This window comes from Neobacillus niacini NBRC 15566, from assembly GCF_001591505.1.
GTDB lineage: Bacteria > Bacillota > Bacilli > Bacillales > Cytobacillaceae > Neobacillus > Neobacillus niacini.
In genome coordinates, this window is sequence record NZ_BCVA01000020.1 from 1 (window position 1) to 13,639 (window position 13,639).

Consider the following 13,639-nt stretch of genomic DNA (forward strand, 5'->3'; position numbering starts at 1 on the left):
TTCCAATGAGATTAGTCCCTCATCATAGAGTTTATGTGGGACCACAATCAAAAGAGAAAGGATGTTAAATCATGAAAGAAAAAAAGATAGAACCACAATTTCAAAGCGGGAAAAATGTTGACAAGGATTTTAAAGGCTTATACGGGATGGACCCGGAAATGAGTTTGCTATCAGTCAACTTCGCCACAACTGAAAATACGTATTTAAATGAACATTATCAAGAAGACCCTAAAGAGGGCGAGTTCGAATAAGGGAAGGACCTTTGGGTAAGCTAATTTAGTAATAATTCAAACCTTGGAGGTAATACTTTGTATTTCTATAGAGAAGACCTAATTAATATGATTGTTCCAGATAAACCGGATCCAGCGGCAGCAAAAGTTCTTCAGGAAACATTAGGCGGAAGATTCGGCGAAATGCGCACAATGATGCAGTTTTTCTTTCAAAGCTCAAACTTTAGAGGTAATCAAAAGCAATACCGTGATTTAATCAGAGGGATTTTCCTTGAGGAAATCAGCCATGTTGAACTTGTTCAAACAACGATCAATCAACTATTGAATGGGTCCGGTGAAGAGGCAGTTGGAGCCGGAGGTAGTAACGGTGCTCCATTAGAAGAAGCGGTAAAAGAACACGCTAACCCTCATCATTTTATTATGGGAGCTCAAAGTTCACTTCCAGTAGATGCTGGAGGAAACCCTTGGTCAGGTAATTATGTATATAGTCATGGAAACTTAATTAGTGATTTATTGGATAATGTTGTATTAGAATCAACCGGTGTCTTACAAAAAACACGGATTTATGAAATGAGCTCTAATAAAACGTTTAGGGAAACTTTAGCCTTCTTAATTGTCCGCGATAATGCACACCAAAACGCTTTCGCTAAGGCTCTTGAAACATTAGGTGTGAATTGGGGGAAAATCTTCCCAGTACCGAACTATGACATAAACAAGTATCCAGAATGCCGTAAGTATGTAGAAATGGGCTTCCATAATGCTCAATTTAACTTCAGACTTGATGAAACATTGATAGGTTCGATATTTCAAGGTGAATCGCCAAGCAGAGATTCTGGAACATTACAAGTAGTGCCGCCGCCACAAGGTTATCCAGTTCCGGTAATGCCTGAAATGCCAAATGAGCATAGCCCTGGGATCAGTGATTTAAATAGATAAAGTAAAAAGGATGAGACACAGATGTGTTCATCCTTTTTTTGTGGTGAAATTAACAATCGCCATGCTTATTTAGATGTAATGGTGGCGGAATCAGCCAGCCTTTTTCTTTATTTAAACGAAGGACTTTTGCTCCCAGTGCAGCTTTTTGAGCATGGATTTGCCCATACATCATCGCTACGTCTTCTCTAATTGATTTACCGATTATTTGGCTGCATAACACTAATCCAGCAGCGATATCAGCAGATAACCCGGCAGCAATAGCAGGGTCCGGAATACGTGCACCTACTGGAATATCCTCTAAACAAGCTTCAGGTGGTTCTGGCTGCGCAGGTGGCAAGCCAATGCCATTTTCTTTTAAAAGCTCTTCCAATTGCTTTTTCTCTTGTTGGCAAAGTTCAGTTGCTTCCATTAATAATTTCTTTAGGTCATCATCACCTGCATGGTTTATCATGGTTAGATATCCTGCAATCATCCCATTGCCTGCTAACAATGAAGACCATAAATCAAATGCTTCGCCATAGTGTAAAGGCTCTTCTTTAGGGTTGCCGCTTAAAATTCCCATCGTTGCCCTCCTTAGTGTGTAGGTAAATTTATTCAATACAGTGCCACCTTTCTTGAAGCACATCAATAGGGTTTCCATTTCGAGACCCTCTCATTAATTTTTTATCATTATCGTCTATTTTATGTTTGCCAAAATCTATGCCTTTCGCAGGTCGACTAACTGCGACAAGCTCCCACTTGACCGAAAAAAGTGAAAATCGGAAATTGGGTCAAATGGAGGCCTCCCACTTGACCGAAAAAAGTGAAAATCGGAAATTGGGTCAAGTAGAAGGCACCCACTTGACCGAAAAAAGTGAAAATCAGAAATTGGGTCAAATAGAAGGCACCCACTTGACCGAAAAAATGAAAATCGGTAATCGGGTCAAAAAGGAATATAGAATTTTAGGACATGAGTCTGGATAATCTACATAAAATGTACAAGTTGAGATATAGGTGGAGTGGAGTGGTTTTTTTGAGTATTAGCATTTTAGTGAGTTACATAATTTTGGGCTTTACGCTGGCAGCCCCAATAGGTCCTGTAAATTCTGCGCGTTTAGATAAGGGGATAAAGAATGGCTTTTGGCATGCGTGGGTAGTTGGTGCAGGTTCAATGGTTGCTGATGGATTCTTTATGCTGCTCGTTTATTTAGGGATGGTTCAATTTTTGGGTGTCCCGATTATTCAAATTTTCTTATGGTTATTCGGCGGATTTATCCTAATCTATTCAGGAGTCGAAAGTATGAAAAATGCAAATACCATTACCCTAACCTATAGCAGGGAGAAAGAATCATTAATAAAGTGTTTCTTTACAGGATTTATTATGTCAATTACAAGTCCATTATCTGTTTTATTTTGGTTGGGGATATATGGTTCTGTCTTAGCCAAAACAGCTCAAACATCCGGGACTGAATCATTGTTAATTTATAGCAGTATGATTTTCCTTGGATTGACCATATGGGACGTATTTGTTGCAGCACTCACAACTGGATTTCGAAAGTTACTGACTGTTAAAAGTTTAATTGCCATCTCAATCATTTCGGGTGCTTCGCTCGTTTTGTTTGGTTTATATTTTGGATATCAGGGGATAAATGCGCTCTTCTAGTTAAAATATAAAATTAATACCTTCCTCCCTGTACTGTGATAGAATATAATAAAACTTTATTGGAAACACAACAAGAGGGGATTGACATGATTTTAAAGAACAAAAACCAAGTAAATAATACGCAAAATGAAGAGAAAAAAGAGTTTGCCATCCACAGTCGAAGATATTTAGGAGCGAAAACAAAGTTGCTTCCATTAATAGAAGATGTGGTCAATAAATCGATTCAAGAGTGGCACTCATTTACAGACTTATTTGGCGGAACGGGTGTTGTCGGAAATCGATTTAATAAACCAGGTAAGGAACTAATTATAAATGATTTGCTTTTTTCTAACATTCACAGTTATCACACCTTTTTCTCCCCGGAACCATTTGATAAGAATAAAGTAGCTTCTATCTTACAAACGTTTAATGAAGCAGATGTGAAGGAAGATAACTACTTTTCCATTAATTATGGTGATAAATATTTCACAAAAGAAAACGCGCGGAAAGTTGGATATGTTCGTGACAAAATGGAAGAATTAAAGCAGACAGGCAAAGTGAACAACAGAGAATTCTCCATTCTTTTCACCTCCCTTATGTATGCTTTGGACAAGGCTGCAAATACGGTGGGACATTACGAGGCATACCGTAAGAACCTTGATATGTTTAACCCCATTACATTGCTCATGCCGGCTTTGACTGAGAATGAAACCAATCGATTAAATAAAATCTATCAACGCGACGCGAATGAATTGGTAAGAGAAATAAATACAGACATACTTTATATAGATACTCCCTATAATTCAAGACAATATGTTGATTCCTATCATCTTTTAGAAAATTTAGCCATGTGGGAAAAGCCGGAACTCGAAGGAGTGGCAAGGAAAATTAGTTCTGAAGACCGTCAATATGGCAAAAGTAAATATTGTTTAAAGTCTGCTCCAGAAGCATTTGATGATTTAATTCAACACGTAAATGCTAAACTCATCGTGGTATCTTATAGTAATATGGCTGAGAAGGGCGATGGCCGTTCAAACGCCAAGATATCTGATCATGAGATGATTTCATCACTAGAAAAACGCGGTAAAACCATTAGCTATGAACAAGACTACAAGCATTTTACAACAGGGCTGAAAGATATAGATAATTATCAAGAACGCCTTTTTGTGTGTCATGTTGGACAATAGGTGAAAAAATGACATTTATTAAATCACCTTTAAACTATACAGGTGGTAAACATAAGCTCCTGCCGCAGCTGACAAACCTGTTTCCGCCTAACGTTAATATTTTTATTGACCTCTTTACGGGGGGGGCGAATGTTGCAGTAAATATCGATTCACAAAAAACATTTGCTTTTGACATCAATGGACGATTGATATCTCTGTTTAATTATCTGAAAAACCATTCCTATGAAAACGTTGTTTCTGGAATCGAAGAAATCGTTGCTCACTATGAATTAAGTGATACGATGAATAAAGGCTATGATTTCTATCAGGCAAACAGTGCCGACGGAGTGGGTTTATATAATAAGGAAAAATATCTTCAATTAAGAAAAGATTATAATGAATCGATAAATAAATTTCCCATGGATTTACAATTCTTCACGTTGATTATCTTTGGATTTAATAATCAAATAAGATTTAACAAATTGGGCGGATACAATATACCAGTTGGAAAAAGAGATTTTAATAACAATGTTAGGGAAAATCTGTTTCAGTTTATGCAAGCCATGCAAATCCGAGACGTTGAATTTCACGAGAAGGATTTTCGTGAGGTATCTATCCATCAGTTAGGCTCTGGTGATTTTCTTTATGCCGATCCTCCCTATCTGATTACAACTGCCACGTATAATGAACAAAATGGCTGGACAGAAGAACATGAAAGAAGTTTATTAGAGCTATTGGATTCATTAAATTACCGTAAAGTAAAGTTTGCACTATCAAATGTTCTTGAAAAAAGTGATCGGAAAAATACAATACTAGAAAATTGGGCGCGCAATTATCACATACATGACCTAAAAATGAATTACAGTAATTCTAGTTATCAAAAGAAAAAACAGACCGGCTCATTAGAGCGAGAAGTGCTAATCACGAATTATTGAGGATTAGCGCTTCTTTTTTTTACATCTTTTTTCTTGTGATGTAAAAAGCTATATTAGAATGGAAGGGTAAGGGAGGGGTGTTTATGGTTAGGGATAGCGTTTGGAGTATCAATACCACATTGAGGTCTCCTGACCGGTTGCAGGGATACATAGAAATAGTTCGGATTATGCAAGGAAGGACAAGGGACGAGGAATTTGAGAAAGACTTCTTTTTTGAAACCATTCGTCGAGGCTTATACCAGCCAAACAGTAAGGATCCTGTGTGGAAAAAGCGTGTGAGCAGTTTTTTACCAAAAGAAGATTTTAGTTATATCTTATCGGAAGAAGAAGTTAACGATTTAATGTCAACCGTCTTTTATAAAAATAAAACCTATCAAGATGATCAATTTAAAATTTATGCCTTTCGTGGAAGAACAGCATTCTCTCCTCTTACAAACTTTGGTTTTGTACGAAATAGAGATGAATTTGGTAAGGTCTCGTTGACTCCATTAGGAGAAGCATTTTCACAAGGGATCAACACGGAGAATATGTTCCTTAGGATGTTCTTAAAATGGCAGCTTGATAACCCAACGGAAATAAATGGCTTTAATATTATGCCGTTCGTAGCAACCGTAAAAGTCATAGCAGGGGTCAATCAAAGAGCCGAAAAGTTAGGTTTGCGTCCGGTAGGTATCTCCTTTGATGAAATGAAAATGTATATTCCTACTTTAGTCAATGCAAAAAATATTGCTCATACCATTGAGCAAATTATTGATTATAGACTTAAGGTAAAAAGTATGGGCGGAATGGATAGAGAAGAATTCAAACAAAGTTTCTTTAATGATTTTACTGAGAGGGTATTCAACACAAAAAGCGAGGAATCCCTCAAAACGAAAAAGTCGAATCTTCGTGATTATGCAGATTCTGCGATAAGGTACTTCCGTGAAACGGGGATCCTTTATTTGCGTGGCGGTGGCCGGTATATTGATATCTCACCTAGTAGAACAAGAGAAGCTGCCTTCATCTCAGAGGAATTCACAGCAGAGGCTGATAATTTTAAAAATGTGGATGACTATATAAATTACTTAAGTGACACACAAACCCCAGATCTGCCATGGGAAACGTTTAGTCAATTAGGGATTGAATATAATAATCTATATGTAAAACATGAAAGAATACAAAATGCGATTGCTAAAATAAGGCCAGATGCTGTCAGGAATAGTGATTATATTGAAAAATTTACCGACATCAATAGGTTAGCGGACGCAGTACAATCTTTACGTCAATTGATTAGACAGTCAACCAGAACTTTAAAAATGTTCAAGAACGACCAATTCTTAAAATTAAAAGAAATCTCGATTGCTATAGAAGAGATGAGCGGGAGAACCCAAAGCTTTCGTAAGTTTCCAGAGGTGCAAAAACCATCTGTACGTTTAGAATGGTTATTTGCAGAAAGCTTAGTTGCGATTGGAAATGCAAATTTTATCAAACCTAATTACAATGTCGGTGATGATGGAATACCACTTTGGACAGCAAGAGGAAATGTAGAAGACTTATTGGCTGATTATCCGGACTTTCAATTAGTTGGTGAAGTGACCATGATGCAAGGTCATGATCAATGGATTAACGAAGGCCAACCAGTCATGAGGCATGTAGCAGATTTGTCGAAGAAATCGACAAAGCCGACAATAGGTCTATTTCTAGCGCCTTCACTGCATAGAGATACAATCAATACTTTTTTTGGAAATGTGAAATATCCTATTTTTGAGGGTCAAACCTTGGCGATTATTCCTTTAACACTAAAAAGCTATGCCAAAATCATCAATAAAATTTTTGAAATAAGAAATGTTGGCAGTTCATTTTCCCAAAAGGATTTATGGAATTTGTTTTCAGCGTTACACCATATCGCTGTTCAGCAAATTGATGATTCAACCCAATGGATACCAACCATTGATCAATATATAGACAGTTTTTGTAATCAATAAGAAGACATGTGCGCTAATCACATGTCTTTTTTGCTATGCAATCAAACTTGACTTTTTAGAAATTGTGCGTATAATACTCATTTGTGTTGAATTATTTTATTTCGATTATGTTCATAGATTGTTCATATTTACTTGATACTATAAATCTATTAAACTCATAAAAAAATAAATGATATTTTGCTAAAAGGCAGGTGCAACAAAATGAATAACTTAATTCAAAGGAGTCAGGGAATTTTTAATAAATATATTGGCTTTTTCTTTTTAGCTGTTTTCTTTCTTTGGATGAAAACATATTTGGCGCAATTAACTCAATTTGACTTAGGAATCGAAAATACATTACAAAAAATTCTTTTATTTGTGAACCCTTTAGGATCATCCCTACTTTTTTTAGGCTTTGCTTTATTATTTAAAGGACGAAAAAAATATATTGCATTACTTGTGATTGACTTCTTTTTATCTTTTCTATTATTTGCAAATGTGGTTTATTACAGATTCTTTAATGACTTTATTACGCTGCCAACTTTAACTCAGACCCAAAACTTTGGGGATGTTAGTGGAAGTGTGGTAACACTTTTAAGACCTTATGATTTCTTATTCTTTATCGATATCATTGTTTTAGTTGTATTACTTGCTTTCCGAATGGTGAAGGTTGAGTATAAAGATATGAACCGCAGGAAAGTAGCTGCTGTATTCTCGTTATCATTGGCAATTTCATGTGGAAATCTTGGACTAGCTGAAAGTGATCGTCCACAGTTGTTAACAAGAGGATTTGACCGTAACTATATCGTCAAATATTTAGGAATGTACAACTACACAATCTATGACGCGGTAAAAAGTACAAAAGCATCAGCACAGAGAGTTATGGCTAATAGTGACGATATAACTGAAGTGATCAACTATACAAAATCTAATTACGCTGTGCCTAACCCTGCATACTTTGGGGCGGGAAAAGGTATGAACGTGATTTATTTACATCTAGAATCTATGCAGAATTTCCTTATTAATTATAAGTTGAATGGAGAAGAAGTAACGCCTTTCCTTAATTCATTAACAAAGGATCAAAACACGCTTTATTTTGATAATTTCTTCCATCAAACTGCCCAAGGTAAGACAGCTGATGCAGAATTTATCCTTGAAAATTCATTATATGGATTACCGCAGGGTTCTGCTTTTACAACAAAAGGATTAAATACGTATCAAGCAGCACCAGCAATTTTAGCAACTCATGGATATACGTCTGCTGTTTTTCACGGAAATTCAGGAAGTTTCTGGAATCGTGATGAAATTTATAAATCGTTTGGATATAGCCACTTTTTTGACGAAAATTTCTATAATATGAATCCGGATGATCTTGCAGAGTATGGATTGATGGATAAGCCATTTTTTAAAGAATCGATCCCAATGTTGGAATCATTACCACAGCCTTTTTATACTAAGTTTATTACTGTTTCAAATCATTATCCTTACCCGCTGGCTGAAGAAGAAGCAACGATTGCTCCACATACTACAGGTGATAAATCTGTTGATACCTACTTCCAGACAGCTCGTTATGCGGATGAGGCATTAAAGCAATTCTTTGATTATCTCAAAGAATCTGGACTATACGATAACTCTATTATTGTGATGTATGGTGACCATTATGGTATTTCAGAAAATCATAATAAAGCAATGGAAAAAGTTTTAGGAAAAGAAATTACTGATTTTGACAGCGCAGGATTACAACGTGTACCATTCTTTATTCGCGTACCTGGTATGGAGGGTGGAGTTAACCACGAATACGGTGGACAAATTGACATCCTGCCTACACTTCTTCACTTGTTAGGAATTGATACAAAAGATTATGTTCAGTTCGGTACTGACCTGTTATCTGAACAGCATGATGATCTTGTACCTTTCCGTGATGGCAGCTTTATGAGCCCAACTATTTCCGCAGTCGGAGGTAAGTTCTATGACTCCACTACCGGCTTGGAAATAGATGAAACAAGGCTGGAAGAGGCAGAGAATCTTCAGAATATCGTAGAAAATAAGCTGGCTCTTTCTGATAAGGTAGTAAATGGAGACTTATTACGTTTCTATAATCCTGAAAACTTTACACCAATTGACCGAACACAATACAATTACAATAAAAAATAGTATAATCTGAAAGGCTGTTTAGGGAATCCTAAACAGCCTTTTTTAGATATTTTTATAATATTGTCCAAAAAGTGAATTTTTTTGCTTACATAAATTTAAGAAGGAAACGCTATTTTGAACGTCGAAACTATGTAGGACAGATGGGAGATGAGGCATTTGAACTTACAATTAGCAGCTGCAAATAGTGTAGTAATTGGGAAGAATACTTGTATTCTGTGTAACAGTGACTTTGAATATGCTGCAATCGTTAGTGGAGAAAGGAATCAAGAAGATTTATCAACAATCTATAAAGGTAAAAGTGTGACGGAGCAAGTCATTGTCCTTAAAAAGAGTTTGGCTAACAACGGAACATTACAAATTGTTGATGTCGAAATTACTGTCAAGTGCCCACATTGTCATGCTAATCATCGATTTAATCAGTTTCTTTCATTGGAAATTTAGGGGTGAATAAGATAAAGTAAAAGCACCTGACCTAGGTGCTTTTAACGTTCCTAAGCTGTTGGATTTGAGAGGTCTAGAACAAGAGTGAATTGAATATTTACTAATAAAGATAGCCAATAAGGAGGGCGCTATGACTACATATAATTCCCGTCAAGAAGTACCTAGTAATGAAAAATGGAATCTTGCTGATATTTATTCCGATATTTCCAAATGGGAAAACGATCTTCAACTTGTTGAAAACATGGCGGAAAAGCTAAAGCAATTTGATGGAGCGATAACGGACGGTAAAAGTCTATATGAATACTTAAAACAAAGAGAAGAGTTATCCTATACCTTTAATCATGTCTATGCCTACAGTATGCTTAGAGTGGATGAGGATACAAGAGATGCAAGTTCACAATCATTATTAGATCGTGCTAAAGGACTTAGTGTGAAGGTAAGCTCTTCAACTTCGTTTTTTATGCCGTATTTATTAGGATTAGATAAAGAAACCTTAAGCAGTTATATTGCAAAAGAAGAGGGTCTTAAGTACTTTGAGGAGGATTTGTATGAATCCTTTCGCTACAAAACACACGTTCTTAGTAAAGACCAGGAAGAAGTATTATCACAATTAGGGGAAGCTCTGTCTGCTCCAAGTACAACCTTTGGAATGATCAACAATGCGGATATTAAATTTGGCGATGTCACCAATAACAACGGTGACAAGGTTCAGCTGACAAGAGGAATGTACTCGAAACTAATCGAGGATGAAGATCGTGAGAAACGAAGAGAGGCATATAAAGCGTATTACAAACCATATGTTGAATTGAAAAACTCCATTGCAAGCACACTGTCTGCCGCGATAAAAAATAACGTTACGATGGCAAAAATAAGAAAATATCCTTCCGCATTAGAAAAAGCATTATTCGGTGATATGGTGCCTAAGGAAGTTTATGAGAACCTAATTAAGGCCACAAAAGAAAATATTGCTCCGCTGCACAGGTATTCTGAAATCCGCAAGGAAAAACTACAGTTAGATGAATTGCGCCAGTATGATATGTCCGTTCCTTTAGTAGAGGGAGTGAAACAAGTAATACCGTACGAGGAAGCCTATGAGACGATGGTAAAAGCCCTGGCTCCACTTGGGGAAGAATATATATCCATTCTCAAAGAATTCAAGGATGCGCGTTATATCGATGTCCGTGAGACTCCTGGCAAGAGGTCTGGAGCCTATAATTTGGGAATATACGGAGTACATCCCTTTATCTTATTAAATCATCAAGATGATTTAGATAGCTTATTTACCCTCGCCCATGAGTGCGGGCATGGTGTTCATAGTAAGTTAAGCTCACAGCACCAACCACAAATTACTGCCCGTTACAGTATTTTTGTAGCAGAAGTAGCTTCTACGGTCAATGAAATTTTATTGATTAATTATTTGTTGAATACTGAAAAGGACCTTCAGGTACGGAAGCATTTATTGAATCATTTTATCGATCAATTTAAGGGTACCTTCTTCACACAAGTAATGTTTGCGGAATTCGAGAAAATCACACACGAGTTTGCAGAAAAGGGTACACCTTTAAATGTCGAGGTATTTAATCAAACTTATGAATCATTGTTTAGAGAATACAATGGGGATGTTGTGGTGTTTGATGAAGAAGTGAAATTTGGCTGGTCGAGAATTCCTCATTTCTATCGTCCATTTTACGTGTATAAGTACGCAACAGGTTTTGCCTCAGCCATACATTTGGCAACCAAAATATTGGATGGAGATAAGGAAACATTACAAGCCTACCTTAACTTCTTAAAGAGTGGAAGCAGTGATTATCCTCTTGAACTGTTAAAAAAGACAGGAGTCGACTTAACCACACCTCTGCCAATAGAAAATGCCATGAAAAAATTTAGCCAGCTTGTAGAAGAATTTTCGTTACTATAAGCTTAAAAAAGATGTCGCAGATTTTTGTGACATCTTTTTTTATCACGGATTATTTTCGCATGGTATGATAAGGATAGGAATATATTTTACTCTTACAAGATTACCTTACTATGAAAATAGGTGATGAATATTTGGAAAAAAATAGTTTCTATGATTGGAATAATATTGATCATTTTTTTAGTTATTCATCATACCGAAACATTTCGGCTACTTCGAAACGGGGATTTAGATTCCATTATCATGTCTCTAAAAGATACTACATTTTCAAAATTCTTCTTTACTTTTATCATTATGGTGATCCAAAATTCATTTACAATTATTCCCCTCATTATCATCATCACCATCAACTACGCTTTGTTTGGGTTCTTTAATGGTCTAATGTGGAGTTGGTTTACAAGTATTATTGCTGCAGGAATCTGGTTTTTTGGAAGCAGGTATTTTTTTAATGATTGGGTGCAAAAAAAAACGAATCCAGAATTATTATCAAAGATGGAGCAAAATGGGCTGCTCTTTGTTTTCCAAGCCCGTATTATCCCATTCGTTCCAACAAGCTTAATCAATATTCTCAGTGGCTTAAGTTCCATTAAATTTAAACATTTTATGGTGGGGACTATATTTGGTAATCTAATCTTCTTCTTTGTGTTATCACTGATACCTGCTGGTTTAATGGAGGGCAATACGGAGCAAAATATCCTTCTTGGGATTGTACTGGTCCTAGTTGGAGTCGTTGTCTTTTATCGTATTAGGAAAAAACAGAAAACAAGAAAGCAAGTAAATTAACTGTACAATTCAATTTCACACCTTGCACAATGATAAAAATTATTGTACCCTAATAATTGCGTGCAAAATTAGATAGTAAAACCTCTTTTTCTTTTTTGAAAGAAGAGGTTTTTTTATTTGAAGAAATAGAGAGGAGTGTTTTCCATGAGTACAAGCAGAAAAGGGAATCCATGGGCGCTTATTCCTTTTGCAGTATTTTTAGTATTATTTATCGGGTCCGGAATCATCTCGGGCGATTTTTATAAATTTCCAGTCCTTGTTGCGATTGTGATCGCAGCAGCAGTAGCACTAACAATGAATAGGAAAGAATCATTTAATCTGAAGGTGGAAATTTTCACAAGAGGTGCAGGAGAGTCCAATATTATGTTAATGGTGCTGATCTTCCTGCTAGCTGGTGCTTTTTCCGAAACTGCAAAGGGAATGGGTGCAGTTGATTCCACTGTCAATCTGGCACTATCAATCGTACCTCAAAATCTCTTAATGGTTGGAATTTTTGTCATCGCATGTTTTATTTCCTTGTCAATGGGGACTAGTATGGGAACAATTGTAGCGCTGGCACCAATTGGAGTTGGTATTAGCGGGCAAACGGATATATCTCTTCCACTATCCATGGCAGCCGTTATCGGCGGTGCAATGTTTGGTGATAACTTGTCATTTATTTCGGATACGACCATTGCGGCTGTAAGGACGCAGGGGACAAAAATGAAAGATAAGTTTAAGGTGAATTTCCTTATTGTCCTTCCAGCAGCCATTATTACGTGTATCATCCTTTCGGTATTAACAATGGGCGAACAAGCAAATATCAATCAGCAATCGTTTGATTTGATCAAGATTCTGCCCTATCTGGGTGTGCTGATTTTTGCGTTGGCAGGGGTGAATGTATTTTTTGTCCTTACATTAGGAATTGTATTTGCTGGTTTAATTGGGTTTGTCGATGGCACCTATACGCTTATGGAAGTTATTCAAAAAATGAGCGATGGTATAGCAGGCATGTTCGAAATCTCCTTTATGGCAATTTTAATTGCTGGTATGGTGGAAGTCATTAAGCATAATGGCGGGATTGACTACTTACTTCATCTCGTAACAAGAAAGATTAAATCGAAAAAAGGTGCTGAATTTGGCATTGCTGGACTTGTAAGCTTAACAGATCTATCAACTGCAAATAATACGATTTCAATCATTATTGCTGGACCACTTGCGAAAAATATTGCCGGTAAGTTCGGAATTGATCCTCGCAGGTCGGCAAGTTTGCTGGATGTTTTTTCCTGCAGCATACAAGGGTTAATCCCTTACGGTGCTCAAATACTTGTTGCTGCAGGTGTTGCAAGTATATCTCCAGTCAGTATATTAACTTATTCTTATTACCCAATATTAATAGGTGTTTGTGGAGTATTGGCAATTTTAACGGGATTTCCACGTTTTACAACAAAAATGGATGAAAAAACTGCCGCCAACCGTGTAGGTGAAAAGGTAAGCTAAAACGATTACGCTCTGGTCTTTTAATGATCAGAGCGT

At 36.6% G+C, this 13,639-nt stretch carries 13 protein-coding genes; 12 read left to right on the forward strand and 1 reads right to left on the reverse strand.

Annotation, left to right across the window (positions count from 1 at the left end):
- The first annotated feature begins 71 nt into the window (after positions 1 to 71).
- Both BANA01_RS15320 and BANA01_RS15325 read left to right on the forward strand, forming a co-directional pair.
- Entirely contained in the window at positions 72 to 251 is a 180-nt protein-coding gene (locus tag BANA01_RS15320) for a hypothetical protein (RefSeq protein ID WP_034674291.1), read from the forward strand.
- Between the two features lie 57 nt (positions 252 to 308).
- Positions 309 to 1,166, forward strand: a complete 858-nt coding sequence (locus BANA01_RS15325) for a manganese catalase family protein (protein WP_034674290.1) — start codon at positions 309 to 311, stop codon at positions 1,164 to 1,166.
- Between the two features lie 49 nt (positions 1,167 to 1,215).
- On the opposite strand, the gene BANA01_RS15330 is transcribed toward BANA01_RS15325, so the two are convergent.
- Positions 1,216 to 1,728 (reverse strand): DUF3231 family protein, encoded by a 513-nt coding sequence (locus BANA01_RS15330; RefSeq protein WP_034674288.1) that lies wholly within the window; start codon positions 1,726 to 1,728, stop codon positions 1,216 to 1,218.
- 227 nt (positions 1,729 to 1,955) lie between these two features.
- Here BANA01_RS15330 and BANA01_RS29550 point away from each other — a divergent pair, with 227 nt between their 5' ends.
- The 10 genes from BANA01_RS29550 (at position 1,956) to BANA01_RS15375 (ending at position 13,603) form a co-directional block, all read left to right on the forward strand.
- The gene (locus tag BANA01_RS29550) at positions 1,956 to 2,129 is read left to right on the forward strand and encodes a hypothetical protein (protein ID WP_157411803.1); all 174 of its coding nucleotides are present in this window, start codon (positions 1,956 to 1,958) and stop codon (positions 2,127 to 2,129) included.
- 49 nt (positions 2,130 to 2,178) lie between these two features.
- Positions 2,179 to 2,808, forward strand: a complete 630-nt coding sequence (locus BANA01_RS15335) for a LysE family transporter (protein ID WP_034674318.1) — start codon at positions 2,179 to 2,181, stop codon at positions 2,806 to 2,808.
- An 86-nt stretch (positions 2,809 to 2,894) separates the two neighbouring features.
- Complete coding sequence (locus BANA01_RS15340) at positions 2,895 to 3,974, forward strand: DNA adenine methylase (protein WP_235847160.1); 1,080 nt, start codon at positions 2,895 to 2,897, stop codon at positions 3,972 to 3,974.
- Positions 3,975 to 3,982: 8 nt separating this feature from the next.
- On the forward strand, positions 3,983 to 4,888 hold the full coding sequence (locus BANA01_RS15345; protein ID WP_063253690.1) for a DNA adenine methylase: 906 nt from the start codon (positions 3,983 to 3,985) through the stop codon (positions 4,886 to 4,888).
- Positions 4,889 to 4,971: 83 nt separating this feature from the next.
- Complete coding sequence (locus BANA01_RS15350) at positions 4,972 to 6,852, forward strand: AlwI family type II restriction endonuclease (RefSeq protein WP_063253691.1); 1,881 nt, start codon at positions 4,972 to 4,974, stop codon at positions 6,850 to 6,852.
- A gap of 201 nt (positions 6,853 to 7,053) precedes the next feature.
- On the forward strand, positions 7,054 to 8,985 hold the full coding sequence (gene ltaS, locus BANA01_RS15355; protein WP_063253692.1) for a lipoteichoic acid synthase: 1,932 nt from the start codon (positions 7,054 to 7,056) through the stop codon (positions 8,983 to 8,985).
- A gap of 156 nt (positions 8,986 to 9,141) precedes the next feature.
- Positions 9,142 to 9,426 carry a hypothetical protein gene (locus BANA01_RS15360; protein WP_034674301.1) on the forward strand — a complete coding sequence of 95 codons (285 nt, stop codon included), beginning with the start codon at positions 9,142 to 9,144 and terminating at the stop codon, positions 9,424 to 9,426.
- A 130-nt stretch (positions 9,427 to 9,556) separates the two neighbouring features.
- The gene (gene pepF / locus BANA01_RS15365; RefSeq protein WP_034674299.1) at positions 9,557 to 11,344 is read left to right on the forward strand and encodes an oligoendopeptidase F; all 1,788 of its coding nucleotides are present in this window, start codon (positions 9,557 to 9,559) and stop codon (positions 11,342 to 11,344) included.
- A gap of 150 nt (positions 11,345 to 11,494) precedes the next feature.
- Positions 11,495 to 12,124 carry a TVP38/TMEM64 family protein gene (locus BANA01_RS15370; protein ID WP_052106330.1) on the forward strand — a complete coding sequence of 210 codons (630 nt, stop codon included), beginning with the start codon at positions 11,495 to 11,497 and terminating at the stop codon, positions 12,122 to 12,124.
- Positions 12,125 to 12,268: 144 nt separating this feature from the next.
- Positions 12,269 to 13,603, forward strand: a complete 1,335-nt coding sequence (locus BANA01_RS15375; RefSeq protein WP_034674295.1) for a Na+/H+ antiporter NhaC family protein — start codon at positions 12,269 to 12,271, stop codon at positions 13,601 to 13,603.
- Positions 13,604 to 13,639 lie beyond the last annotated feature (36 nt).